We start from the raw sequence: 25,904 nt of genomic DNA, 5'->3' as shown, positions 1-25,904 counted from the left end.
ACGGCGCGACCGGCCCGGACGGCCCGGGCGGCCCGGGCGGCCCGGACGGCGACGGTGGTGCGGGCGGCAAGCCCGGCGGCAGCTCTTCCGGATCTTCGGTGGGCAAGAGGGCTCGGGGGCGCGGACTCCGGGACGACCTCGCGGCGGGGCTGATCGTCGGGTTGGCGTACCCCGAGCGGTTGGCACGTGTACGGACGGCCAGCAGCCGCACCTACCTGATGGCCGGTGGGACGGCGGCCGACCTGCCGGACGGCTCACCGCTGACCGGCGTCCCCTGGCTGGCGATCGCGAGCGCCGACCGGTCACCGGGCCATGCGTCGGCTCGGATCCGGCTCGCTGCCGCGGTCGACGAGCCGACCGCGACCGAGGCCGGGGCGGCGTTGCTGACCAGCGCCGACGAGGTGCGGTGGGGCGATGGCGAGCTGATCGCCCGCACGGTCGACCGCCTCGGCGCGATCGAGCTCGCCGAACGTCGGCTCGCCCCGGACCCGCAGGCCCGCATCGACGCGGTGCTGGACGGCGTCCGCGCAGAAGGCCTGCACCGGCTGCGGTGGGACACCGACGCGCGCGCCCTGCGGGAACGCCTCGCGTTCTGTGCGGCGGCCGTCGGACCGCCCTGGCCGGCGGTGGACGACGAATCGCTGCTGGAGCGGGCGGCGGAGTGGCTCGGCCCCGACCTGGGGAACGTCCGGCGGCGTACGGACCTGGCGGCGATCGACGCGGGCGCCGCGCTCCGGCGGCTGCTGCCGTGGCCCGAGGCGACCCGGCTGGACGAGTTGGCGCCGGAGCGGCTCCCGGTGCCGAGCGGGTCGCGCATCCGGGTGGACTACGGGGACCCGGACGCGCCGGTGCTCGCGGTCAAGGTGCAGGAGGCGTTCGGGTGGGCGCAGGCGCCGACGGTGGGCGGCGGGCGGGTGCCGGTGCGGCTGCACTTGCTCTCGCCGGCCGGGCGTCCGGTCGCGGTGACGTCCGACCTCGCGTCGTTCTGGCGCACCGGATACCCCCAGGTCCGCGCCGAACTCCGCGGCCGCTATCCGAAGCATCCCTGGCCAGATGATCCCTGCACGGCCCGCCCACGACGGCGCTGACAGGCGAGCGCGAGGCCTTGAGACAACAGCCAGGTCGCGGCGGCCTCGCGCTCGACTGCCAGCGCCGCCGTGGACGGGCTCCAGGTCCGAGATACAGGAGCGCCTACGGCGCTGTCAGGCGGTAGGCGGGTAGTACCAATCCGGGACGCCGAGAGTTTGGGCGAGGCCGTGGAGTTCCGCCTCGAACATCGGGTTGGCGTCCGTCAGCGCGAACTCCAGCTGTCGGAACACCTCCATCGACACCGTGCCGTAGAGCCGGATCCAGCAGGAGAGAAACACCTGGCTGACCCCGAGCGGTAGCGGCTGCGGGAAGTCGTCGCACCACTCCTGGAGCTGGACCCGTAGCGGCTCGTCGATCTCGTCGTCGGCCGGGATGGGGAACGGCCTGGTCAGGTACAGCTCGGTGATCAGCTCGGCGAAGACCTGCCCGAACTGCTCGCCGGCATCGTCGGCGGGGCTCGGCCGCCGGTCCAACCCGATCGCCGAGGCCGTGAAGACGAGCGTGAACTCGGCCGGGTGCTCGACCGCCCAGCGCCGGAACTCCCGGCACGTCTCGAGCATGCGGTGCGGCAGGTCGGGCTGAGCGTCCCTGGCGCGGAGCAGGGTCTCGGTCATCTCGACCTTCAGCGCGGTGACCAGCGCCGCGATCAGCTCTTCCCGGCTCGCGTAGTAGCGGTAGAGGGCCGGTGCCGACATGCCCATGGCCCGTGCGATCGCGCGCAGCGAAAGACCGTCGTAGCCCTCGGAGACCAGCATCCGCCGCGCGGTGCTCTGGATCTCCTGGACCGTTTCGGCCCGGAGCCGTTCGCGGCGGGTGAGCGGAGCAGCCACCGGACCTCCCTGACGTATCGCGCGATCGAAGTGCAGAGCCTAACGCGGCAGCGAACACGAGTCGTGCAGCGAACGGTGATCGCATTGAAAACAGCATTGCTTCTGTGAACGCTGTATGCAACATTGTCGGTCGTACGCAGCTTACAGTGTTCGCACTGCGATCATGAATCGCAATGAGTGCCCGAGGGGGCAGCGATGTTCGAGCGACTGGGTCGGACGATGGTTCGTCGCCGGTGGTGGGTGATCGGCCTGGCGGCGGCCTTCGTGGTGTTCAGCGGGGTCTGGGGAACCCAGGTTTTCGGCAAATTGATCAGCGGCGGCTTCGAAGACCCCGCCAGCGAGAGCTCCCGCGCGGACGCCCGAGCCGAAGCGGCGCTGGGACGCGATGGCACCGACGTGCTCGTGCTCTACCGGAGCTCCGGGGAGACCGTCGACGATCCGGCTTTCCAGCAGGCGGTGACCCGCACGCTCGCGGACCTGCCGACCGGCGTGGTGACCCGGACCGCCACGTACTGGACGACGAAGAGCCCGGCGCTGGTCAGCAGCGATCGGCAGGCCACGTACGCGGTCCTGACGCTCGCCGGCGACGAGGAGCAGCGCACCAAGGGACTCGAGGAGATCGAGGACGAGCTGGCGGTGCCCGGCCTCGAGACGAAGGTCGGCGGCCCCACCGCGGTCAACCGCGACATCAACGAACGTGTGTCGGCCGACATCGCCCGCGCCGAGACGCTGTCGATGCCGGTGCTACTGATCCTGCTCGTGATCATCTTCGGCAGCCTGGCCGCCGCGAGCCTGCCGCTCGCGGTCGGAGCACTCGCCATCCTCGGCGCGTTCACCGCGCTGCGCGGCCTGAGCTACCTGACCGACGTCTCGATCTTCTCCGTCAACGTCGTGACGATCCTCGGCCTGGGGCTGGCGATCGACTACGGCCTGTTCATGGTCGGCCGGTTCCGGGAGGAGCTGGGGCGCGGTCTGGACGTCGAGGACGCGGTGGCGCGGACGATGGCGACCGCGGGCCGAACCGTCGCGGTCTCCGGTGTCACGGTCGCGGTCTCGCTCGCCGGGTTGCTCATCTTCCCCCTGCCGTTCCTGCGCTCGATGGGGCTCGGCGGCCTGTCCGCCGTGGTGATCGCGATGGTCGCGGCACTCACCGTCTTGCCGGCGCTGTTCGGCGTCCTCGGTCACCGGGTGGACGCGCTCTCGATCCGGAAGTGGTTCCGGCGGCGCCCGCGGGTGACCGAGGTCGAACACGGGGTCTGGTACCGGCTGGCGCACAGCATCATGCGGCGTCCGGTCCTCTACGCGGTTGGCGTACTAGCGGTGCTGCTGCTGGCGGGCGCGCCGTTCCTCCGGGTGGAGTTCGGCGGCATCGACACGCGCGCCCTACCGGAGGGCACCGAGAGTCGGGTGGTCTCCGAGACGCTGGACGAGGACTTCGTCCGGAACGGCCAGTCGCCGATCGAGGCGATCGTGACGGTGCCCGCTGGAGCCGGAGAGGGCGATCCGGCCGGGCTGGCGCAGTACGTCGCCGCGGTCCGGAACGTCGACGGTGTCACNTCTCCGAGACGCTGGACGAGGACTTCGTCCGGAACGGCCAGTCGCCGATCGAGGCGATCGTGACGGTGCCCGCTGGAGCCGGAGAGGGCGATCCGGCCGGGCTGGCGCAGTACGTCGCCGCGGTCCGGAACGTCGACGGTGTCACCGGCGCCGAGCCGACCGGGGCGAACGGCGACACCACCCGGGTCACGATCACCTACGAGGGCGACCCGATCTCCGCCGAGTCCCGCGACCTGGTCACCCGGATCCGGGACGTCCCACCGCCGCCCGGCGGTGAGGTGCTGGTGGGCGGGCAGACCGCGGTGCTGACCGATCAGCTGAGCACCATCGGTGACCGCCTGCCCTGGATGGCCCTGATCATCGTCGGTGCGACGTTCGTGCTGCTGTTCCTCGCGTTCGGCTCGCTGGTGCTGCCGATCAAGGCGATCGTGATGAACGTCCTGTCGCTGGCCGCGTCGTTCGGCGCGCTGGTGCTGATCTTCCAGGACGGCCACCTGTCCGACCTGCTGAACTTCACGCCGACCGGGACGTTGGAAGCCACCCAGCCGATCCTGGTGCTCGCGATCGTGTTCGGGCTCTCGATGGACTACGAGGTGTTCCTGATGTCGCGGATGCGCGAGGAGTACGACCGCTCCGGCGACAACACGACCGCGGTCGCGACCGGGCTGCAGCGCAGCGGCCGGATCATCACCAGCGCGGCGCTGCTGATCCTGGTCGTGATCGCGCTGTTCTCGATCTCCGGGATCACGTTCATCAAGCTGATCGGCGTCGCGATGCTGATCGCGGTGCTGGTGGACGCCACGATCGTGCGGGCACTGCTGGTGCCGGCCACGATGCGCCTGCTCGGCGATGCGAACTGGTGGGCACCACGACCGCTGCGCCGCCTCTACTCGCGGTACGGCATCCGCGAGGAGGACGCACCGCCACCGGCTCCCGTTCCGGTCGGCGCTGGCCGCTGATCCACCCGCCCGCTCCGCGAGTTCTGCTCGCGGAGCGGGCCTTCGACGTGCTCCGCAGCGCGCTACCGTGGGTCTTCTCCAGCGTAGGGAACCCGGGTCGCCGACCCGGCCGCGGACCGAGGAGCCCCGGTGGACCACCTGGTCGCACACGTCCGCGGGCTCGACCGGGCGGCGCTCGCCGAGCTGATCGCCGCCCGCCCGGACGCGGCGGCGTGGCCGGAGCCGCGGACGCTGACCGAGCTGGCCGAGCGACTGTCCGCGGTGCACTCGGTGCAGCGGGCGCTCGCCCGGATCAGCCGCGCCGGTCTGCAGGTCGCCGAAGCGATGGCCGCGCTCGGCGGCGTCAGCACCGAAGCGGGGCTCGCCGCACTGCTCGATGTGGACGAGTCGGACCCGGATCGGGTCGCTCTGTTCCAGGAGACGCTCCGGACGCTGGGCGACCTGGCGCTGGTCGTCCGCGGTCACGACCGGGCGCTCGTGCTCGCGGCGCCGCTGCGCCTGCTCGCGGAGCCGCTCGGGCTGGGCGTCCGGCTGGCCGACGTGTTGCCGGTGCTCGGCGTGGACCGCCTCCGCGCGATGGCCGAGGTGTGGGTGGACGAGCCGGCTCGGCGCAAGGACGAGCTGGTCGACCAGGTGACGACCGCGTTCGCCGACGGGGAGGCGGTGCGCACGTTCGTCGCCGACGCGCCCGCGGACGTCCGTGAGCTGCTGCGGGACTTGGCGTGGAACGGGCCGCGGCTAGGCGGCGTCCCCAGTCGGTTCGGCGGCTGGGGGCCGTTCGAGGGGAGCGGCCCGGTCGCCTGGGCTCTGGAACGCGGCTTGTTGGCCCAGGTCAGCTGGGACGAGGTCGAGCTACCCGGAGAGGCCGGGCTGGCGTTGCGCGGTCCTGACTACCGGGCTCCGTTCACCGCGCCGCCGCCCTCGCCGGTGTCCGGAGTGGTCGCCGGGGCGGATCTGCTGTCGGCCGGAACGGCGGCGGCCACCCAAACGCTGGCCGACACCGAGCGCCTGCTCGACTTCTGCGACCGGACACCGCTGCGCACCACCAAGGGCGGGCGAGTGACGGTCCGCGAGGCCAAACGCGCGGTGAAGGCTCTCGGACTGTCCGAGGACGCCCTCGGTGGGCTGCTGTCGGTCGCGTCCGGTGCCGGGTTGCTCGGCTCCGACGAGGGGGTCGTGACGCTCACCGAGCGGGCGGACGCCTGGCGGGAGGCCGAGCCGGCCGCGCGTCTGGCGACGCTGTTGGCCGGGTGGTGGTCGGAGTTCGACGGCGCGCCGCTACGAACTCGGCTGGTCGAGTACCTCACCGAGCTCCCGGTCGGCGCCCGCGCCGACGTCGTCGACGCGGTGGCGGCGGTGCTGTCGTGGCGCCACCCGATCGCGGTGGTGCCGACCCCGGCGGACCAGAAGACCCTGCCGGCTCGCACCGCGGTGGCGTTCGCCGAGGCGGAGCGGTACGGCGTCGTCGCGCTCGGGGCCGCGACGCCGCTGGCCCGGGCGCTGGTCGTCGGGCTGGCGAGCGATCCGGACGGGCTGGCCGTCGCCTCGTCCGGTCTGGTGCCGACGCCGGTGACCGCGGCGACGTTCCAGTCCGATCTGTCCGCGGTGGTGGCCGGGGTCCCGGCGGCCGGGCTGGCGGCGCTGCTGGACAGTGCAGCCGAGCGGGAGGCCGCTGGGGCGGCGTCGATCTGGCGGTTCTCCGCCGCCAGCGTGCGGGCGGCGCTGGACGCCGGGGTCGACGCGGACGCGTTGCTGACGGACTTGGCCGCGGTCGCGACCGGCGGGTTGCCGCAGGCACTGGAGTACCTGGTGCGGGACGTCGCCCGGCGGCACGGACACGTGCGGGTCGCGCCGGCCGGGAGCGTGGTGTCCGCCGACGACCCGGCGTTGCTCGCGGAGCTGGTCGCGACGAAGTCGTTGCGGGCGTTGCGGCTGCGGGCGGTGGCGCCGACCGTGCTCGTCTCGGCGGCCGACCCGGAGGCGACGCTGGCGGCGCTCCGGGAGTCGGGGTACGCGCCGACCGGTCTGACGGAGGGCGGTGGTGCGCGGGTCGAGCGGCGAGTTCGCCGGCGCGCGACCGCCCCCGATCCGTGGCCACCGCACTCCGAAAACGGCGGCCTCTCGGTGGACGCCCCGGCCGTGGCGGAGCGGTTGCTCGCCGCTCCGGTCGCGCCGCCGCCGGACCCGACACCCACCCGCGCACCCGCGACCGCCGAGTCCCGCCGGCCGGAGCGCGTCGTCGCGCTGCAGGCCGACGCGCTGTCCGCGGCCGAGCGAGCCGTGCTCGTGAACGCGATCGAGACCGGGGCGCCGGTGCAGATCGACTACGTGAGCGCGACCGGCCGCCCGTCCACTCGCGTGATCGAGAACGCCGAGCTCACCGGCGACGCCGTCATCGCCTGGTGCCGCCTCCGCACCGCCGAACGAATGTTCATCCTGAGCCGAATTCAGTCGGTCAGCGCGGCCCGCTGAGAACGACGCTGACAGGCGAGCGCGAGGCCCTGAGACACAGCTAGGTCGAGGCGGCCTGAAATACGTCGGCTCGTGTGCCTGTGCGCGACCGGTCGAGACGGGGTTGGGCTCGCGCTCGACTGCCAGCCCCGCCCTCAGCGGGCTCCATGCCAGAACTCTGCGCGAGGCGGTGTGCAGTAGTCGCTTGACGCTTCTATTCACTCAGTGAATAGTGGGGGGCGTGTCCACGCCACAGGTACTGCTCGCACTCCTGGCCACCGGGGCCCGGCACGGTTACGACCTGAAGCGCGCCTACGACGCCCGGTTCCCGAAAGCGCGTCCGCTCGCGTTCGGGCAGGTCTACTCGACGCTCGAACGCCTCACCCGCGACGGACTCGCCGAGGAGGCCGGCGTCGAACGCGTCGACGGCCCCGATCGCACGGTCTTCGCGATCACCGACGCCGGACGGGCGGCGCTGCGCGACTGGTTGGACGTCGTTGAGCCGCCCGCACCCCACGTCGCGAACTCGCTCTTCACCAAGGTGGTCGCGGCGCTGCTCGCGGACGAGGCGCCCGGTGCGGAGGGCGGCCTCGCGGTCGCGTACCTGCGCGCCCAGCGCCGGGCGCACCTGGCCCGCATGCGTGACTTCACCGCGGCGAAGACCGCCGCGGACGCGTCGGTCGGCGCGGTGCTCGCCGCCGACTACGCGCTGGCCCATCTCGACGCGGACCTGCGCTGGATCGACCTGACCCTGTCCCGGATGAGCGCCCTGCGCCAGGAGGTCCGGCCCAACTTCGACCACCCTCCCACCCCCGACCGGACTTCGACGGAGGTACCTCGATGACCCCGACCGCTGCTCACGCCGAGACGAGCGACGCCGCCACCCCCGACGCCCCGACCGTCCTGACCGGAACCGACCTGGTGCGGGCGTTCGGCAAGACGCCCGCGTTGCGCGGGGTTTCCTGCGCGGTCCGGGCCGGCGAGATCGTGGCGATCACCGGGCCCTCCGGCTCCGGCAAGTCGACGCTGCTGCTCTGCCTGGCGGGTGTGCTCGTCCCGGACGCCGGGGAGGTCAACTTCGGCGGTCAGCAGATCAGCCGGATGTCTGAGTCCGAGCGCTCCCGGCTGCGCCGCACCGACCTGGGAGTGCTGTTCCAGTTCGGCCAGCTGGTGCCCGAACTGACGGTGGAGGAGAACGTCGCCCTGCCGCTGCTGCTCGGTGGCGCCCGCCGGAAGGCGGCGCTGCGGTCGGCGTCCGAGTGGCTCGACCGGTTCGGCGTCGCCGACCTGGGCGAGCGTTACCCGGGAGAGCTCTCCGGCGGCCAGCAGCAACGCGCCGCGGTGGCCCGGGCGTTGGTCACCGAACCGCGGGTGCTGTTCGCCGACGAACCAACCGGCGCGCTCGACTCGCTCGCCGGCGAGCAGCTGCTCACCCAGCTCACCAGGGTCGCCAAGGAGAACGGCACCGCGGTGCTGATCGTCACCCACGAGGCGCAGGTCGCGGCCTACGCGCAGCGCGAGATCGCGCTCTGGGACGGGACCGTGGCCGACGACGGGCTCACCTCGGCCCCGACCGCAGGAGCCCGGCCGGGTTCCCGGCTGTTCGCCGAGTACGACGACTCGCAGCCGGTGGGCACGTTCGACGACGAGAAGGGCTGAACAGATGCGTCCGTCCGTACTGCTTCGTCTCGCGGTCACCGGAGGTCGGCTCGACGGTCTGCGGATCGTGCTCACCGCGTTCGGTGGTGTGCTCGCCACCCTGCTGCTGCTCGCGGCCGCGACCGTGCTCTCGATCGAGGGGGACGCGCCGTACACCAACGGGTTGCTCGCCCAGCCCGGTCTGCGCCCCGGCGTCACCGTGGCGCTCCTGCTGCTCGGCGTCCCGGTGCTGTCCTTCGTCGGACAGTGCGTCCGGGTCGGCGCACCCGCCCGCGACCGGCGGCTCGCCGACTACCGGATGTCCGGTGCGACGCCGGGCCAGGCCGCAGCCGTCGCGGCGACCGAAACCGGGCTGGCCGCAGCCGTCGGCACGGTCATCGGTTTCGCGGTCTACCTGATCGGACGGGTCCTGCTCGACCGGCCGCAGCCACCGCGTCCGTTGCCGACCGACGTGCTCCCGCCGTGGTGGGCGCTGCTCGCGATCGCGGTGGTGGTGCCGGTTCTGGGCGCCGCACTCGCGGCACTCGCGCTCCGCCGCAGCACGCTGACCCCGTTCGGGGTGGTCCGGCGACGTCCGAGCCAGCCGCCGCGGGTGCTGCCCGCCGTGCTGTTCGTCGGCGGAACGGCCGCCCTGACCAGCAACGCCCTGCTCCTCGACTGGTTCGGTGCCGACCTGGGGCTGTGGTGGATATTGCTGCTGGAGGTCGTCCTGCTCATGGTGGCACTCCTCGGGCTGGTGACCGGCGGTGCAGCGGTCTCCGCGGCGATCGGACGCCGGATCGCATCGCGGGCGAAGAGTCCTGCGCTACTGCTCGCCGGACGTCGTCTCGTCGCGGACCCCTGGGCGGCCAGCCGGACGCTGCCCGCGGTGCTCGCGGCCGTGCTGCTCGGTGCCGGTGCGCTCACGATGCGGGCGGTGTTCGCCGCCAACTGGGCCGCCCAGGAGCAGGTCTCCCGCCAGGTGGGAGAGGAGTACGGGCCGCGGGACGCGTTCTACGACCGGGCGTTCGCACTGACCCAACTGGCGGTCTGGGTCGCGATCGTGGTTGCGGCCGGTGGGTTGCTCATCGCGACCGTGGAGCAGGTACTGGAACGTCGCCGAACGCTGGCGGCGCTGACCGCCCAGGGCACGCCGACCGGGGTACTGGCCAGGGCGCTGCTCTGGCAGTCCGCGCTGCCGCTCGTCCCGGGGGTCCTGCTCGCGGCGGCGACCGGGGCGATCGCGGCCCGGGCCGTGGCCGGGCCCGGGGTCTACGAGCAGGAGGTCGGTGGGGGCTGCACGCCACCGACCGGCGTCGACGTCGACGCCTGGTGCGCCGACCCGGCCCATCAGGCGCCGGTGCGGACGGTCACCGTCGAGCTGCAGAACATGATCCCGTGGAGCGGGCTCACCGTGCTGAGCGTCGGTGCGGTGGTCGTCACGCTGGTGATCTGCGCGCTCGGTCTGCTCCTGCTGCGCCGCGCGACGGCGATCACCGAGCTGCGGGCGACGTAACTCAGAGCGGCCGGAGGTATCCGGCGAGGGCGACCAACTCGGGGGTGGTCGGCGCGGTGCGGCGGTAGAGCGTCGTCAGCGCACCGACCGGGTCGCCAGTGGCGGCCGTGGCGGCGAGCAACGTCTCGCCGCCCGGCTCCAGCCACATCGTGAAGAGCGGCGGCAGGCCGTCCGGCCCTGGGAGGTTCGCCGCGTGCAGGACGAGCGACGCTTCGTCCGGTGTGATCGCCCAGTCGGAGCCAGTCGCTTCCGCGAGGTCGTAACCGTGGATCAGCACCTCGCCGAGGATCACCGCGCTCACCGGCGTCACCGTGGTGCGGGTACCGCCGTGGAACCGGAAGCTGAGGTCGTCGGGGAAGCTGCGCAGCACGGCGAAGCTCGCCGGGCCGTCGGCGTCGAGCAAATCGGCGAGGGCGGCCAGGCCGCGCTCCGGCGTCTCGGCCAGGCACTGCGCGTTCAGCGCAGCGGTCTCCTCCGGCGTCGCGCTGCGGCGCCGGTCGCCCAACGCGCGACGGTAGACGGTCAGGACGTGCGCGACCAGGTCCGCGGCCGACCAGTCCGGACACGCCGGCACGGTCCGGACCGCCGAGGCCGGATCCACGCTCCGCACCAGCGAGACGAATCGCTCGTGCGCCCGTGGCAACGCCGCCTCGATCTCCTGCCGCAGTTCGGTCACGGAGCCTCCAATGCTCAAGTTTGGAGTACTACCATTACTCCAGCTTGGAGTAGTGTCAACCGTCGATGCCCACCGAACCCACCACCAGCTCCTACGCGCTGCTCGGCCTGCTCGCGCTCCGCCCCTGGACCGCCTACGACCTCACCCGCCAGGCCAGACGCAGCATGCGGCTGTTCTGGCCGAGGAGCGAGGCGCACATCTACGCCGAGGTCAAGCGCCTGGTCCGCTGGGAGTACGCCACCGCCACCACCGAGCGCACGGGCAACCGGGAGCGCACGTCCTACGCGATCACCCCGGCCGGCCGGGAGGCACTGAGGAACTGGCTCGCCACCCGGCCGGCCGCCCCGCAACTGGAGATCGAGGGGTTGCTCCGGCTGCTGCTCGCCGACCAGGGCGACCGGGCGGACGCCCGGCGAGCTGTCCGAGCCACCCGGGACGCGGTCGCCGAGACCTACGGCGTCGGTGTCGAGCAGATGCGCGGGTATCTGGACGGTGGTGGCCCGTTCCCGGAGCGGGCGCACCTCGTCGGCTTGCTGGCCCGCTTCTACGCCGACTTCGCCGAGGCGATGCTCGACTGGTGCGACGCCGCCGAAGCCGAGATCGACAGTTGGCCGAGCGTCCGGAACGTCGGCCTGACCGACGACTCTCGGCGCGCGTTGACCGCGATGATCGAGCGCTACGAGCGTCGGGTCGCGTCGCTGAACGGGCGCGAGGCCGAATGACGTAAATTCTCGCTCGTCGCGAGGGCGCGAACTCCGGTTGTGCTTGCCATGGGTCGTTGGTCAGTCAGGTGGCCCATGAAACCTCATTCGCTCGGGTGAGGTAGCGCTGGACCCCTGCCGTCCGGACGGGGTTCACCGGTACGGTCGGCCGGAGGCCGGTGGGGGATCGAGAGGCGCTAGTGACGGCGGTGTTTCCTGTGGCGGCGGCGACCGACCGGGTTGAGGCGTTGCGTAGTCGGGTGTCCCGATTCGCCGATTACCTGTCTGCTGTCCGCGCGCTCTCGGCCCGTCCGGCGCGCACTCTCGACGCCGCGGCGTCGGTCGTCTGGCAGTCGGCGTTACCCGCCGGCAGGCCCGGGTGCTGGATGGCGGGCTCCCCGGTGCCCGAGGTCGACAACGCGTCCGAGACCGACGAACCCGCACCCCGCGCCGAGGAACGGTGGCTGGAGTTGCGGCGACCGCCGCGGCCTCGACCGCCGGACCTGCCTGCGGTGGTCCGGTCGCTGCTCGACGGCCCGGTCGACGATCCCCGTCGGCAGCCGGCGCTGCGGGAGGGCTGGCGGGAGATCGCCGCCGAACGCGACGCCGACCTCGACCTGGACGCCGTCGAGCCCGCCGTCGACGAGTGGGTGCACCGGCTCTGGCGCCCGTGGGCCGAGACCGCCGCCGAAGCGGACGCCGTCCGGAGCGCCTACGCCCGCCTGGTCGAGCTGCGGCAAGCGGCCGTGCGGCTGGAGGCCTCCCACGAACTGATCTGGGGCTTCGGCGTCTTCACCGGTGTCGTGGGTGGACTGACCGTCGAGGACCCGCTGCTGGCGGCGTCGATCTCGATCGACGTCGACCCGGAGACCGGCGCGCTGACCGTCGTGCCGACGGGTGAGCTCCGGCTGCAGACCGACGCGTTCGAGGCGCTACCCGATGGACCGGACGCTCGGCTGAACGACCTGGCGGGCCCCGGTGGCGCGGTCACGCTCGACCCGTGGGAGCAGTCCGGACGCACCGAGTTCTACCGCTCGGCGCTGCGCCGGCTGGGGTTACCGCCCCGGGTGGTGCGCGAGGGCTCCGAGGTCGAAGAGCCGCACATCCGGGATACCGGCGTCCTGCTGCTGCGGCCACGGCGCACGGCACTCTCCGGATTCCTCGGTGATCTGCGGGAGGCGCTGGCCGCGGGGCACGTGCCGTCCGGATCTCTGGCGGCGCTGCTCGCTGACGACCCGTCGACGCTGGAGCTGCCCGACGACCCGCCGGAGCAGTGGCAGCCGATCGGCGAGCGGCTGCTGTTCCCGCTGCCGGCGAACCTGGAGCAGGAGACGATCGCCCGCCGGCTCGCCCGGCAGCGCATGGTCGCGGTGCAGGGGCCACCCGGCACCGGTAAGACCCACACGATCGCGAACCTGATCTGTCACCTCGTCGCCCACGGTCGGCGGGTGCTCGTGGTCTCGCACCGGGACGAGCCGCTCGCCGAGGTACGCGACAAACTGCCGCCTGCCCTGCGTCCGCTGGCGATCAGCGTGATGGGGTCGAGCGCGAAGCAGCTCGGGCAGCTGGAGACCGCCGTCCGGCAGTTGCAGGCCGAGGCCGGCGCGCTCGACCAGGAGGTCGCCGCCGAGGCCGTGGCCGAGCTGTGGGGCGCACTGGACACCGCCGAGCAGGACCTCGCCGGGAAGTACCAGGCCCTGCGTGCCGTCGCCGACCGGGAGAGCAGCACCTTCCTGCTCGACGGCGCGGAGGCCACCGCGGTGGAGGTCGCCGAGTGGCTCTGGGCCAACGAGGCCCGGCTGGCGTTCGTCCCGGACGCCATCGACCCGTCGGCCGTGTTCCCGCTGTCCGAGGCCGAGTTGGTCGAGTTCACCCAGCTGACCAACACCTACCGTCCGGAAGACCTGGTCGACGCCCAGCGGCGGCTACCGGAGCGGGAGACCCTCCCGGACGGCAACCGGCTGGCCCGCGCCGACGAGCACAGCGACGCGTTGCGTCAGCGGGTCGGTGCGCTGGCCTCCCTCGGTGTCGACCTCGCCGCGGTGCGGACCGCCGGGCGCCCGACCGTCGCCGCGCTGGCCGACGAGGCCTGGCGGCTCGCCCACCGCGCGCGGGCGTACCTGCCCTGGCAGCGCCGGTTGGCCGGTCGGCTGGCGGTGTCTCCGGCGTGGCGCGAGACGTGCCGGGCCGAGGTCGCCGGCTGCACCGAGATGCTCACCGAGACCGCCCGCTGGCGCAGCGTCCTGGCGGGCCGTGCGGTGCAGATCCCGGACGAGCTCTGGGCCGATACCCGGCAGCTGCGGACGGACTTGGACATGCTCCGGGTGCGCTTGGTGGAGGCGCGCGGCGTCAGCCGGCTGATCCACCGACGGCTGGCTCAGGTCCGGGACGAGATCCGGGTCGACGGTGCGCCGCTGCGCACCGTCGACGACGTGGACGCCGCCCTGGCGACGGTCCGGCTGGACTGGGCGCGCCGCCGCCTCACCGAACGCTGGAACCACTTCGTCGCCGAGTTGGACGGCCCGCAGGCGCCGGACGACCCGAGCACGGTCGAGGTGATCAGCGGCTACCTGCGGGAGGTCGGCGAGGTCGTCGACATCGGCCTGCGGTACTGGCCGACGCTGCGGGACCGGTTGGAGCACTTCCTGCGCGCCGGTGCGCCCGGCGACGCCGACTGGGCCGACCCCAACGCGGTGTCCGTGGCCGCCTCCCGCGCCGCCGAGCTGGTCGTGGTCTTCGACAGCGACGACGCCGAGCGGGAGGGGCAGGCGGTCCGTGCGCTGATCGACGACGCGCTGCTCGACGCGAACGCGTCGCCGCATTGGCGGGAGCTCGACCGTGCCTGGGCGACCGGCGACTACCCGGCCTGGGACGCGGTGCTCGGCGACGCCGACCGGCTCCGCGCCGCCGGACCGGCGATGCTGCGCTGGCAGGAGCTGCACGCTGAGCTGTCCACGATCGCGCCGCTGTGGGCCAGCCGGATCGCGCTCGAGGGCGAGCTGCCGGATCCGGCCGTCACCCAGCAGGCGTGGAACTGGCGGCGGGCGGACACCTGGCTGCGCATCGTCATCGGCGTCGAGGACACCGGCGCGCTCGGCCGTCAGGCGGACGCGCTGCGGGATCGCGCTCGCGAGCTGGTCGGCGAGCTGGCCACCCGGTCCGCGTGGCTGGCCGCATCCCACCGCATGGACGACCGCGCGCGCGACGCGTTGGCGGGGTGGGCGGCGGCGCTGCGCAAGGTCGGCAAGGGCTCGGGACGCCGGGCGGCCGGCTGGACCGCGCTCGCCCAGCAGCACATGCGCGAGGCGGTGGCGGCGGTACCGGTCTGGATCATGTCGGTCGAGCGCGCGCTGCAGCAGTTCACCGGCGGTACGACGCCGTTCGACGTGGTGATCGTCGACGAGGCGAGCCAGTGCGGCCTGCTCTCGATGCCGGTGCTCTCGCTGGGCACCCGGGCGGTCGTGGTCGGTGACGACCGGCAGATCGGCCCGTACGCGATCGGCCTCGCTCACGACGACGTGACCCGCCTCGGCCAGGAGCACCTCGGTGACCTGCCGTCCTGGCCGCTGTTCGACGTCACGACCAGCCTCTACGACCACGCGGTGCGGCGGTCGCCGGAGCCGCTGATGCTCACCGAGCACTTCCGCTCGGTGCCGGAGATCATCACGTTCTCCAGCGAGCAGTGGTACGACGGCACGGTTCAGCCGCTGCGAGCCGATCGGGGCCGGTTCGACCCGGTGCGGATCGTGCGGGTGCCGGGCGTCCGGGAGAAGCGTGAACGGGTGGGGGAGATCAACCTCGCCGAAGCGGACGCCCTGGTCGCGACGCTCTGCCGGCTGGTCGCCGACCCGGACTACGCGGGCCTGACGTTCGGCGTCGTGAGCCTCCTGGCCGGTAGCGGGCAGGCGCAGTACATCAACGAGCAGCTGGTCCGGCACCTCGGCGAGCAGGAGATGGCGCGGCGGGCGCTGAAGGTCGGCGACTCGTACACGTTCCAGGGCGCCGAACGCGACGTGATGTTCCTCAGCCTGGTCGTCTCCGACCGGGACGAGGCGCGGGCCGCGTTCACCGGAGCCGACCACCACCGCCGGGTGAACGTGGCGGCCAGCCGGGCCAAGGACCAGATGTGGGTGTTCCACTCGGTCGGCCCCGAGAACCTCCACCCGGACGACGCCCGGGCGGCCCTGCTGCGCTACTGCGCGGCGCCGAAACTCGGGCTGGCCGCACTGGCCGCCGAGCCGGTACCGGACGAGACGCTCTACGCGGCCTGCGAGTCGGAGTTGGAACGGTCGGTGCTGCGCCGGCTGCTGGACGTCGGGGTGCGGCCCGCCGTGCAGTACTCGATCGGACGGCATCGGATCGACTTCGTGATCCCGACGACCGACGGTCGGCGGCTCGCGATCGAGTGCGATCACGGACGCTATCGAGGTGCCGCCCGCTGGGCCGAGGAGATGCGCCGCCAGGCGGTGCTCGAACGCGTCGGCGGGTGTGTGTTCTGGCGAGTGCGCGGGACGCTGTTCGCGCGTGATCCGGACGCGGCGCTCGCCGGGCTGTGGCCGCTCATGGACGAGCTGGGACTGCTGCCGGAGGAGGCGCGGGGCTTGCTCGCGCCGGAACCGGTCGAGGCCCCGGAGGAGCCTGCGGAAGAGGCCGCCGAGGGGTGGGCCGAGGGGCAGAGCTGGGGCACGGAGTGGGACGAGGGCGCCGCCGAGTGGGGTGAGAGCGCCGGTTGGGCGCCCGAGGAGGGTGCCGGGGACCAGGTGGCGGAGGGGCTGACCGACCTCACGGTGGTGTTGCCGGTGGTCCAGCTGCCTGCGGACGAGCCCGCGGAGGCGGAGCCCGTGCCTGCGCCGCAGTCGGTGTCCGCGCCCGACGAGGAGCCGGTGGACGAGTGGATCGGGGAAGCCCCGACCGTCGCCCGGGTCGAGGACCTGCCCGGTGCCGCGGACGTGGTGATGCCGTGGGTCGGCGACGCGCCGACGATCCCGACCGCGGATGCGCTGCCGAACGGTCATCCGGTGACGCTGCTGCCGGGCCTCGCGCCGAGGTCTCCGGCCGCTGCTCCTGCTCCCGATCCGGTCCCGGCTGCCCCTACCTCGCCTGCCCCGGTTGCCGCTGCGCCGGTTGGGTCCGGGCCGGTGCGGCCGGCAGCGGAGCTGCCGGGCGAGCCGGTCGCGGAGCCGGGCCCTCCGGTGATCGGGCCCGCGGCGGCACCCGGCTTGCCGACGCGGCAGCCGATGGTGGTTCCGCCGCCCGAGCAGGTGTCTCGGTTCGAGCCGCCGGTTCCTTCGCCTCCGGCGGTGGAGCCGATGGTCCCTCCTGCGATGGCCCCGCCCGCGATGGCCCCGCCCGCGATGGCGCCTCCCACGACGGCGCCGGTGAGCTGGTGGGACGACCAGAACGTCGAGCCGTTCCGCACCACCCCGGCGCGCGCCTCGCACGCGACCGACCTGACCCGGCCGTTGCCGGTCGTCCCGGAGGCCGCGGACCCGGGTCCGCCGGGCGGCTACCAGGAGATCGGGGCGATCCGGCCGGAGGAGGCACGCGCCGTCCTGGGGGCGTACCGCTCGCGCGTGGACACGCCGGTCCAGTCGGGCGGCAAGATCGTCGGCTGGGCGTGCTTCTACCCGGACGATTCGATCGAGGCTCAGCGCAACCGGGCCAACGTCGAGGTGATGCGGCAGGAGGAGGCCAGCACCGAGACCGCGGGCTGGTTCACCGCCCGGGAGGCGGCCGCGATCGTGGCCGCGTCCGAACAGCGGCGGGACATTCCGGTCGTCGATCCGACCTACGGCGAGATCGGCGTCGCCCGGTTCACCCCTGACGCCCCCGAGAGTCCGGTCACGCTGATGCGCACGGCGCGTTAGGCCGCGTTTCGAGCCCGGCGAGCTCGAAAGCGCGATCTAACCCTCCAACAGGGTCAGGAGGCGGTTCAACGCGGGCAGGGCCGCGGCCAGAGCGTCGATGTCGGCCTGGTCGAGTTGATCGGCGGCTGCGAGCGCGATCCGCCGTCGGTGGTCGGTGTAGCCGTTGATCAGGCCGGTCGCGGTAGGCGTCACGGTGAGCCGCACCGCCCGCCGGTTCCCCGGATCGGGGGAGCGGTCGAGGTACCCGTTCGCGGTCAGGTCGCCGACCAGCGTGCTGACCGTGTTGGGAGCGGTCCCCAGGGCGGTGGCCACTGCTTTCACACCGATGCCCGGCTGCGCCTGGACCACGCGCAGCACCTCGATCTGTGCGGCGGGCAGTGGCTCGTCCGGCAGGTCGCTCCGGGCGGCGCGTCGCAGCGTCCGATGTAGCCGACCGAGCAACGTGCTCAGCTCGTCGGCGACCGCGCCGGGGGTGGCCGACATGGCACTCCTTCGTGGTCATCCGGCCGCAGCACCGTCGGGCGCCCACCCGCCGACCTGCGCGAAGAGCCATGATGGCGGGCACGCCGACTACTCGCAGTCCTCCGTTCAGCCCGAGTCGGCCGTCAGGTCGGTCCACCCTCCCACCGTCGCCGCGGCTGCCTAGGCCTCGGCAACTGCCCGGTGGCAGACGCCAGGGAGCCCCGGTCGGTCGACCGGGGCTCCCTGTTCTGGGCGATCTGTCATCGGTGTTCTGTCATCAGCGATCCGTTCCGAGCACTATCCGATCAGGAGTTTCTGCCCCGGGTGGATGACATTCGGATTGCCGCCGATCACACTGCGGTTCCTTGCGTAGAGCGACTGCCAGCTCACCCGGTGCTCGGTGGCGATCAGCAGCAGGCTGTCGCCGGGACGAACCAGGTAGCTCGGGAAACGTGACTCAGCCGGTGCCGGGCGCTGAGCCCGGCTGAACTGGCGTAGCGCGACGAAGTCACGCACTTCCGTCGGCCGGGAGAGAGCCGTCACGCCTCTCCGCGGCACGGCGACCGTGCTGCGCTTCCGGAAAGCCTGCCCGCGGTACGACCGGTTCTCGGTCGATCCTTCGCGCCAGGACTGCTTGCTGGACGAGCGGTAGCTCTTGGACCGGTGTGACCGGTACCCGGTGTACTCGTTGGCGCTGGACTTCTCCCAGCTCCGCTTCGAGTACTTCTTCGTGTACCCCTGTCGCTTGTAGCTCCGGCTGGCCTGGTCGGACCAGCCGCTGCGGTACCGGGTCTTGGTGTAGCCCTTTCGGCCGCAGGTTGGCCAGGCGCCGATGCCCTGGCCACGCAGAACGCGTCTGGCTACGGTGATCTGCTCGGAACGGCTGGCGTTGTGCGCGCTACCGGCGTACTTGCCGCCCCCGTACGCCCGCCACGTGGACGGGCTGAACTGCAGACCGCCGTGGTAGCCGTTGCCGGTGTTGATGTTCCATCGTCCACCGGACTCGCACTGCGCGATCGCATCCCAGTTCACATCCGCATGGGCCGGTGACACTCCGGCGACGAGCGGTGTGATCCCCGCTAGGCCGGTGGCCACGGCAAGTGCCAGGCCTCGACCGAGCGGGCTCAGGCGCCGTGGCGCCCGATGCCGTCCGCCCGCGCGAGGCGGGCTTTCGGCGCTGAGCTGGGTGGGATGGGAAGACTCCTTAGACATATCCGACCCTCTCCACGCCTACGAGGTGAGCTGTCGGGTTCGGGCTGAGTCGGCCCGGCCACGCAGTGCGTGGCTTCACCCCAAGGCGTCAACTTCGACGCCGGAAGTGGGTCCCCCGCTCCTGCCCGAGGTTCGAAGTCCTCGTCGCCCGAGGCAGGATTCGGCGTAGCCGGGCGCGAGGTCCGCGGTGAACGGACGAAAACGACAGAACCACAAAATCGGCTAAATGCCAAGTTACCGCCCCGTGATACGCGAAGCGTGTCGTGCTGACCATTAAGGTCAAACCGACCGTCCTTGTCGCAGCTATCTCGCCGTCAACGTGCGACACAGCGAATTGGAGTGGTCTATAGGTTTCAGTCCGAATCGGTGGTGCAACTCTGTGGAGTTGGTTCACTCCGTGGCGTAATGATCCCTTAACACCTCACTAAGTACCGCCTGCGACAGTGGGCGCCGCTCGTCACGAACGCCAAGATGAGAGCCATGACCGACGCTCCACGTGCCGGCCTGCTTCGCCGGGCCGGTTTACGCGCCGGCCCGTACCTCGCTCGGCACCGCCGTGAACGTGCGAACGGCCGAGTTCTCACCGCAGGAGTGGGCGCCGCTGCGCTCGGCTCCGTCGTGGTGATCGGTGGTACCAGCCTGGTTGCCGCAAACGCCACCACCGATCCCGACCATTCGTGTGCGGCCGCATATACCGTGCGCCACGCCTGGTCGACGGGGTTCTCCGCCGAAGTGGCCGTGACCAACACCGGCGAAGATCCGGTGAAGAACTGGAACGTCAACTGGTCCTTCGACGGCGGTAAGGCCGTGGTGAAGGGCTGGGAGGGCGACTGGCAGCAGGACGAGGGCCTGGTGACCGTCCGTGCGGGCGAGGACAGCGTCCGCCTCGAGCCGGGCAAAACCCTCACGCTGCGCTTCACCGGCTGGCACCCGCAGGGCAAGGCGCCGGACGCGGCGAACTTCGCGCTGAACGGGGTGAGCTGCGGCGTCGACGAGGGTGCGGAGGAGACGCCGGAGAGCGCTTCCCCGACACCGTCCTCGATCGCACTACCGCCGGGCTTGCCCGCGTCCCCGGCGCCGACCGCGAAGCCGACGAAGCCGGCGGCCGGTCCGCTCGGCTCGCTCTTCGTCGACCCCTCGGGTCAGGCCGTCGAGTGGGTGGAATCGAACTCGGGCGACCCTCGGGCCTCCGTGATCCGCGAACGAATCGCCGAGCAGCCGCAGGCGCACTGGCTCGCCGCGAACAACCCGGGCGACGTCGAGAGCGACGTCCGCGGCTACACGTCGCGGGCGCACGCCAGGGGCAAGGTGCCGGTCCTGGTCGCCTACAACATGACCAACCGCGACTGCGGTGGCGCCAGCGCCGGTGGCGCCGACAGTGCGGACGCCTACCGCAACTGGATCAGCAACTTCGCGTCCGGCCTGGGCTCCGGCACGTCGATCATCATCCTCGAGCCGGACGCGCTCGGGCACTTGACGACCTGCCTGTCCGAGGGGCAGCAGGAGGAGCGTCTGGACCTGCTGGAGTACGCCGGAAAGGTGATCAAGCAGTCCAGCCCCAAGGCGCGCGTGTTCTACGACATCGGCCACTCCGCCTGGATCAACGCGAGCGAGGCGGCGAGCCGGGCCAAGCGGGCCGGCGCCACCCAGTACGGCGACGGTGTCGCGCTGAACACGTCGAACTACAACACCAGCTCCAGCGAGGTCTCCTACGGCAAGCGGGTGCTCGCCGCGCTCGGCGGTGGTCAGATGGTGGTCGACACGTCCCGCAACGGCGCCGGCCCCGCCGGTGGCGAGTGGTGCGACCCGGCCGGCCGCAAGCTCGGGCGCTACCCGACCACCGCGACCGGCGACCCGAAGGTGGCGGCGTACCTGTGGGTCAAGCGTCCGGGGGAGTCCGACGGGTGCAGCGGCTCCGCCGGACAGTTCATCCCCGAGACCGCGTACGACCTCAGCTCGTAGCGCGCAGCGGCGGCGCACCGGCCTCCACGACGCACCGTGGATGCCGGTGCGCCGCCGCGTCGCGTCGCTTCGACCCAGGTGGTGACCCGGCCGCGACCAGGCTCGCTGTTCCCTGCGGAGTACCGTGTAGGGAGCGTGCCGACCGTGGGGAGGAGGGGGCAGTGAACAGCGACGCCCCTCTTCCGACGATGTACTTCCTCGGGCACTCCACGGTCCTCGTGGAGACCGAGGGTGTCCGAGTGCTCACCGACCCGGTGCTGCTGCCCCGGGTGGCGAGCGTCCTGCGTCGCGTGGCGGCCCCGCTCGACCCCTCACTGCACGCCGACGTCGACGCGGTCTGCATCTCGCACCTGCACGCCGACCACCTCGACCTGGCCTCGCTGCGCCGACTCGGGACCGACACCTTGCTGATCGTTCCCGAGGGCGCTGGAGAGTTGCTCTACCGCAAGGGTTTCCGGGAGATCGTCGAGCTCTCGCCCGGCAAGTTCCACGACGTCGGACGGGTGCGGATCACCGCGACCCCGGCGGTGCACGACGGCTTCCGAACACCGTTCGGCCCCCGCGCGCTCGCCCTCGGCTACCTGGTGGAGGGCGCGTCGACCAAGGTCTACTTCGCCGGCGACACCGACCAGTTCGACGAGATGGACGACCTGGGCACGCTCGGTCTCGACGTCGCGTTGATCCCGGTTTGGGGTTGGGGACCGAACCTGGGGCCCGGCCACCTCGACCCGCGCGGGGCCGCCGAGGCCACCCGCCGTCTCCGCCCGCGCTACGCGGTGCCGATCCACTGGGGGACGCTGCACCCGTTCGGCATCGGCCGGTGGATGCGGGCGCATCTCGTCGACCCCCCGCGGCGATACGCGCAGACGGTCGCCGAGCTCGGCCTGACCACCCGCGTCCTGCACACCGAGCCCGGGTGTCGGGTGGAGCCGGGATGATGGCCACGCTCGCCTCCGCCGACGTACTCGCCACCGCCTGGCCCGATCGGCTCGCCGACGCCGCGTCCGCGAGCTACCCGGTGCTGGTCGTTGCCGTGCTGCTCGGCGCGATCATTCCGGTGATTCCGACCGGTGCGGTGGTCAGCGCTGCGGCGGTGCTGGCCGTGCACAACGGCGGCTTCTCGCTGCTCCAGGTGATCGCGCTGGCCGCGGCGTCGGCCTGGTTGGGTGACTGCGCGGTCTACGCGCTCTTCCGCTGGGGCCGACGCGGCGTCACCGGCTTGATCAGCCGCAACCTGCCGTCGATGGCCGAGGACTCACCCGAGGGCAGCCGGCGGCTCACCGAGACCCGTCATCGGCTGACCGAGAACGGCACCCAGGTGCTGGTCGTCTCCCGCTTGATCCCCGGTGGCCGGCTGCCGACGCTGTTCGCGGCCAGCGCGATCCGGTATCCGTGGCCGCGGTACCTGAGCGGCGCGGCGGTCGCTGCGCTCGTCTGGTCGATCGCCTACGCGGTGATGGGGCTGCTCGGCGGCAGTCTGTTCGCCAACCCGCTGGTCGCCATCGCGGTGACCGTCGTCGGCACGCTGCTGGTCTCCGCGGTCGCGCGGTTGGTGCAGCGGTGGCTAGCCAAGCGGCAGTCCTCCGCGGGCGACGATTCCAGGGGCGAGTCGGCACCACCGCCGCGACAGCGACCGGCTGCCGAGACCTCGACCACAGGGACATCTGCCGGCTCCGCCGGAGCAGCCGGGCCGGTCGGCTGACCGGTCGTGACCCGCTTCCGGCTGCTGCGCAGCGGCGGGCGCCAGCTCCTCCGGGGTGGGCGCACCGCGACTCGTCTGGTGCTGGTGTGGTTGGTGGGCGCCGGTACGGTCGGTGCGCTCTCGGTGACGCTGCCCGGCTTCGACATCGGTCGGCCGGTGAACGCGCTGGTGATCTCGGTGGCGCTGAGCGCGCTCAACGCGCTCGTGTGGCCGGTCCTGATGCGGTTCGCGCTGGCGATCTCGGTGCTGACGTTGGGCCTCGGCTCGTTCGTCCTCAACGGACTGCTCGTCTACCTGAGTCTGAGCGAGATCCCGGACGTCCGGCTACCCGGCCCGCCGACCGGCCTGCTGGTCGCGCTCACGGTATCGGCCGTCACCGGACTGACCAGCAGCCTCGTCGCGGTCGACGAGGACGAGTTCTTCCACCGCCGGGTCCGGCGTCGGGCTCGGCGGCGCATCCAGCAGGGCGAGCTGGGTCGTCCGAGCAACGTCCCCGGACTGGTGATGGTGCAGATCGATGGGCTCGGCCACGAGGTGCTGCAGCGGGCGATCCGGGACGGTGACACCCCGACGCTGGCCCGCTGGCTCGCCGACGGCACCCACCGCCTGATGCCGTGGACGACCGACTGGTCCTCGCAGACCGGTGCCTCGCAATGCGGCATCCTGCACGGGTCGAACCGGGACATGCCGGCGTTCCGCTGGTACGAGAAGGACCACGGGCGCCTGATGGTCAGCAACCGCCCGGCGGACGCGGCGGAGATCGAACGTAGGCACTCCGACGGGCGGGGACTGCTGCACGCCGACGGGGCGAGCCGCGGCAACCTCTTCACCGGCGACGCCAGCCACAAGAGCGTCACGCTGAGCAGCGCTGGTCGTCGGAAGGGCCGCCTCGGAGCCGGGTACCAGGGGTACTTCGCGAACCCGTACAACGCCGTCCGAACGCTGACCGGCGCGCTGATCGACGTCGGCAGGGAAGTCGTCGCCGCGGCGACGCAGCGCCGCCGGGACGTGCGACCGCGGGTGCCGCGCGGCGGGATCTACCCGCTGGTGCGTGCGCTGGCCACGGTGGTCACCCGCGACCTCGTGGTGGAGGGCGTGCTCGACGACATGATGCACGGTCGGTCGGTCGTCTATGCCGACCTCACCGGGTACGACGAGGTGGCGCACCACTCCGGGATCGAGCGGTACGACTCGCTGGCCGTCCTGCGCTCGATCGACCAGCAGATCGGACGCCTGGCCAGGGCCGCCGAGCTCGCGCCGCGTCCGTACCGGCTGGTCGTGCTCTCCGACCACGGGCAGAGCCAAGGCGCCACGTTCGCACAGCGGTACGGCGTCACGCTGGAGCAGATCGTGCAGGGTTGCTGCGGGCAGCAGCCGCGCGCGACAGAGGACGCCCTGACCGGGCCGGACGGCAGCGCGCTCGGGTTCGCCGCCCGTGCGTTGCGGCGCCTGGTACCGGCCGTCGAACACAATCCGGAGATGGCGGGTGAGCGGGTCCGCTCCGCCGAGGAGGAGGCCGCGGCTCGGGAGGGCATCCTCGTGCTCGGCTCCGGCAACCTCGGCCTCGTCTACTTCACCGAGCGCCCGGAGCGGCTGACGCTCGAGCAGATCCAAGCGGCCTACCCCGACCTGCTGCCGACGCTCGTCGAGCACCCCGGCATCGGTTTCCTGCTGCTGAGCACCGAGACGCGCGGCTCGGTCGTCCTGGGTCGGCACGGCGCGCACTACTTGGAGTCCGGCGAGGTGCTGGGGCTCGACCCGCTGGCACCGTTCGGACCGCACGCACCGGCCCTGGTCCGGCGTGCCGACACCTTCCCGCACGTCGCGGACATCATGGTCAACAGCCTGCACGACCCGCAGACCGACGAGGTCGCCGCGTTCGAGCCGCTGGTGGGCTCGCACGGTGGGCTCGGCGGTCCACAGACCACGGCGTTCCTGCTGCACCCGGTCGACCTGCCCACGCCGGTGGAGCCGTTGGTCGGACCCGAGGAGGTCCACAAGGTACTGCGGGCGTGGCTGGCCTGGCTCGGCCACGACGCCTACGCGGACGCGCTGGCCGCCACCGCCGCCGTCGAGGAGCCGGCGCCGCCGACCCCGGCGCTCGACCTCGTGCTGGACCACTTCCCGGTCGGTGACGCGAAGTTGCTCTGACACGACGACGGCGGGCCCGGTGAGGGCCCGCCGTCGGAGTGCGGTGGTCAGTTGGTGCGGCGGCGCCGACCCCCGCTGCGCCAGGTGAACGGACCCGGCAGGTCGTAGCGCTGCTCCTTGGTCCGGGAGTTCCACGACCAGCGACCGAGCTTGAACGACCAGGACGACATGCCGTTCTGCGTCATGTTGATCTTGATAGGGCCGAACGAGTGCTGCTTCCGGTACTGGACAGGCATCGGGCTCTCCTCTTCGTGCCGGTGGCGGCCGGCCGGTACGCGTCCCTGCGACCGGCGGGGGTGCGGCCGTCATTCCCTTGCCCGGTCAGTACCCCGTTGGCATTCCGGACGAACATCCGGCTACTTCGGGTCAGCTCGCCGAAGTCGTGATCGTGACGGCGATCGCCGCTGAGGTCGCGGCCGTGAGCGCGGTCTGGATCGCGGCGATCGCGTCCTTGACCGCCTGGCCGGCCCACTCGCCCTCGGCGATCTCGTCCAGCCGGGCCTTGACCTCCTTGGCGGGCAGGTCGGGGAAGAGCTTCGGCCCGAGGTCGACGGCGCGCACCAGCGAGGCCAACGCCACGGTGTGCCGCCCGGACAGATCGTCGTGCCGCACCGCGGCGTCGAGCCGACCGTGCGCGGCGGTCTCCGGAGCGGGATTCAGCGCGGGGTACCGGACCACCCGGAACAGCCCGAGGACCTTGCTCTCCTCCCGCTCCACGACGCCGGTCTCCACCAAGCGGTCGAGGACCTTCTCCCGCAAGCCCTTGCTCAGCGTGGTGAGCCAGCTCCAGGGGTCCCGCGGCTTGGTGGCTGCCCGGATCCGGTCCAGGGCGGCCTCCACGATCGGGTCGTCGACCGGCGTCGAGTCGATGACCCGGACCTTCTTGTCGTCGACCTCGATCCGACCGGCGAGGGCGAGCTCCACCAGCACCGCGCCCGCGAGCCCCAGGTCGAGGGTGGTCGCGGAGATCAGCGGCTTGCCTGCGGCGTCGTCGTAGCCGAGGAGCAGCAGCTCGTCGGGGAGCGGGAGCACAGTCATGTGCCCACGGTAAGCGTCTCGGGCTACGCAGGCACCCCGCACCACCGCACTCCGCAGCGGGCGCCAAGTCGGCGGAAAGCCACCGCTTAGCGC

At 72.4% G+C, this 25,904-nt stretch carries 17 protein-coding genes, 1 pseudogene and 1 riboswitch; of the genes and pseudogenes, 12 read left to right on the top strand and 6 right to left on the bottom strand.

What is annotated here, in order from left to right; all coding sequences use genetic code 11:
* Window positions 1–1,088 (top strand): ATP-dependent helicase C-terminal domain-containing protein (locus ABEB28_RS26180; RefSeq protein ID WP_345730862.1); only part of this gene is annotated, 1,088 nt, incomplete at its 5' end.
* A 114-nt stretch (window positions 1,089–1,202) separates the two neighbouring features.
* Here the strand turns inward: ABEB28_RS26180 and ABEB28_RS26175 are convergent.
* The gene (locus tag ABEB28_RS26175; RefSeq protein WP_345730861.1) at window positions 1,203–1,919 is read right to left on the bottom strand and encodes a TetR/AcrR family transcriptional regulator; all 717 of its coding nucleotides are present in this window, start codon (window positions 1,917–1,919) and stop codon (window positions 1,203–1,205) included.
* A gap of 195 nt (window positions 1,920–2,114) precedes the next feature.
* On the opposite strand from ABEB28_RS26175, the pseudogene ABEB28_RS43210 reads away from it, so the two are divergent.
* From ABEB28_RS43210 to ABEB28_RS26145, 5 genes and pseudogenes are all read left to right on the top strand, one after another.
* Window positions 2,115–4,435 (top strand): annotated as a pseudogene (locus ABEB28_RS43210) (MMPL family transporter).
* Between the two features lie 129 nt (window positions 4,436–4,564).
* Window positions 4,565–6,907, top strand: coding sequence for a helicase-associated domain-containing protein (locus ABEB28_RS26160; protein WP_345730858.1), 2,343 nt, complete (start codon window positions 4,565–4,567; stop codon window positions 6,905–6,907).
* Window positions 6,908–7,127: 220 nt separating this feature from the next.
* Window positions 7,128–7,730: a PadR family transcriptional regulator gene (locus tag ABEB28_RS26155; RefSeq protein ID WP_345730857.1), complete on the top strand. Its 603-nt coding sequence runs from the start codon at window positions 7,128–7,130 to the stop codon at window positions 7,728–7,730.
* Window positions 7,727–8,545: an ABC transporter ATP-binding protein gene (locus ABEB28_RS26150; protein WP_345730856.1), complete on the top strand. Its 819-nt coding sequence runs from the start codon at window positions 7,727–7,729 to the stop codon at window positions 8,543–8,545. Before ABEB28_RS26155 ends, ABEB28_RS26150 begins: the two co-directional genes overlap by 4 nt.
* Window positions 8,546–8,549: 4 nt before the next feature.
* Entirely contained in the window at window positions 8,550–10,040 is a 1,491-nt protein-coding gene (locus tag ABEB28_RS26145; protein ID WP_345730855.1) for an FtsX-like permease family protein, read from the top strand.
* A gap of 1 nt (window position 10,041) precedes the next feature.
* Here the strand turns inward: ABEB28_RS26145 and ABEB28_RS26140 are convergent, their stop codons facing one another.
* Window positions 10,042–10,716: a maleylpyruvate isomerase N-terminal domain-containing protein gene (locus ABEB28_RS26140; protein WP_345730854.1), complete on the bottom strand. Its 675-nt coding sequence runs from the start codon at window positions 10,714–10,716 to the stop codon at window positions 10,042–10,044.
* A 65-nt stretch (window positions 10,717–10,781) separates the two neighbouring features.
* On the opposite strand from ABEB28_RS26140, the gene ABEB28_RS26135 reads away from it, so the two are divergent.
* Together ABEB28_RS26135 and ABEB28_RS26130 are read left to right on the top strand one after the other, a co-directional pair.
* A complete protein-coding gene (locus ABEB28_RS26135; RefSeq protein ID WP_345730853.1) occupies window positions 10,782–11,438 on the top strand; it encodes a PadR family transcriptional regulator in 657 nt (218 codons plus the stop codon).
* Window positions 11,439–11,677: 239 nt separating this feature from the next.
* Entirely contained in the window at window positions 11,678–17,284 is a 5,607-nt protein-coding gene (locus tag ABEB28_RS26130) for an AAA domain-containing protein (RefSeq protein WP_345730852.1), read from the top strand.
* A 36-nt stretch (window positions 17,285–17,320) separates the two neighbouring features.
* Here the strand turns inward: ABEB28_RS26130 and ABEB28_RS26125 are convergent, their stop codons facing one another.
* Window positions 17,321–17,767, bottom strand: coding sequence for a MarR family winged helix-turn-helix transcriptional regulator (locus ABEB28_RS26125; RefSeq protein WP_345730851.1), 447 nt, complete (start codon window positions 17,765–17,767; stop codon window positions 17,321–17,323).
* 276 nt (window positions 17,768–18,043) lie between these two features.
* Window positions 18,044–18,778 (bottom strand): transglycosylase family protein, encoded by a 735-nt coding sequence (locus ABEB28_RS26120; protein WP_345730850.1) that lies wholly within the window; start codon window positions 18,776–18,778, stop codon window positions 18,044–18,046.
* 181 nt (window positions 18,779–18,959) lie between these two features.
* Window positions 18,960–19,133, bottom strand: a riboswitch (cyclic di-AMP (ydaO/yuaA leader).
* Window positions 19,134–19,438: 305 nt separating this feature from the next.
* On the opposite strand from ABEB28_RS26120, the gene ABEB28_RS26115 reads away from it, so the two are divergent.
* From ABEB28_RS26115 to ABEB28_RS26100, 4 genes are all read left to right on the top strand, one after another.
* Complete coding sequence (locus ABEB28_RS26115) at window positions 19,439–20,920, top strand: glycoside hydrolase family 6 protein (protein ID WP_345730849.1); 1,482 nt, start codon at window positions 19,439–19,441, stop codon at window positions 20,918–20,920.
* 161 nt (window positions 20,921–21,081) lie between these two features.
* Entirely contained in the window at window positions 21,082–21,858 is a 777-nt protein-coding gene (locus tag ABEB28_RS26110) for an MBL fold metallo-hydrolase (protein ID WP_345730848.1), read from the top strand.
* Entirely contained in the window at window positions 21,855–22,622 is a 768-nt protein-coding gene (locus tag ABEB28_RS26105; RefSeq protein WP_345730847.1) for a DedA family protein, read from the top strand. Before ABEB28_RS26110 ends, ABEB28_RS26105 begins: the two co-directional genes overlap by 4 nt.
* A gap of 6 nt (window positions 22,623–22,628) precedes the next feature.
* Complete coding sequence (locus tag ABEB28_RS26100) at window positions 22,629–24,773, top strand: phage holin family protein (RefSeq protein ID WP_345730846.1); 2,145 nt, start codon at window positions 22,629–22,631, stop codon at window positions 24,771–24,773.
* 47 nt (window positions 24,774–24,820) lie between these two features.
* Here ABEB28_RS26100 and ABEB28_RS26095 read toward each other — a convergent pair whose 3' ends face one another.
* Together ABEB28_RS26095 and ABEB28_RS26090 are read right to left on the bottom strand one after the other, a co-directional pair.
* Window positions 24,821–25,009 carry a DUF4236 domain-containing protein gene (locus ABEB28_RS26095; RefSeq protein WP_345730845.1) on the bottom strand — a complete coding sequence of 63 codons (189 nt, stop codon included), beginning with the start codon at window positions 25,007–25,009 and terminating at the stop codon, window positions 24,821–24,823.
* A gap of 130 nt (window positions 25,010–25,139) precedes the next feature.
* Window positions 25,140–25,811 (bottom strand): GOLPH3/VPS74 family protein, encoded by a 672-nt coding sequence (locus tag ABEB28_RS26090; RefSeq protein ID WP_345730844.1) that lies wholly within the window; start codon window positions 25,809–25,811, stop codon window positions 25,140–25,142.
* Between the last annotated feature and the right edge of the window lie 93 nt (window positions 25,812–25,904).

This window comes from Cryptosporangium minutisporangium, from assembly GCF_039536245.1.
Taxonomy (GTDB): Bacteria; Actinomycetota; Actinomycetes; order Mycobacteriales; family Cryptosporangiaceae; genus Cryptosporangium; species Cryptosporangium minutisporangium.
This window is presented reverse-complemented; position numbering and strand designations above follow the sequence as displayed.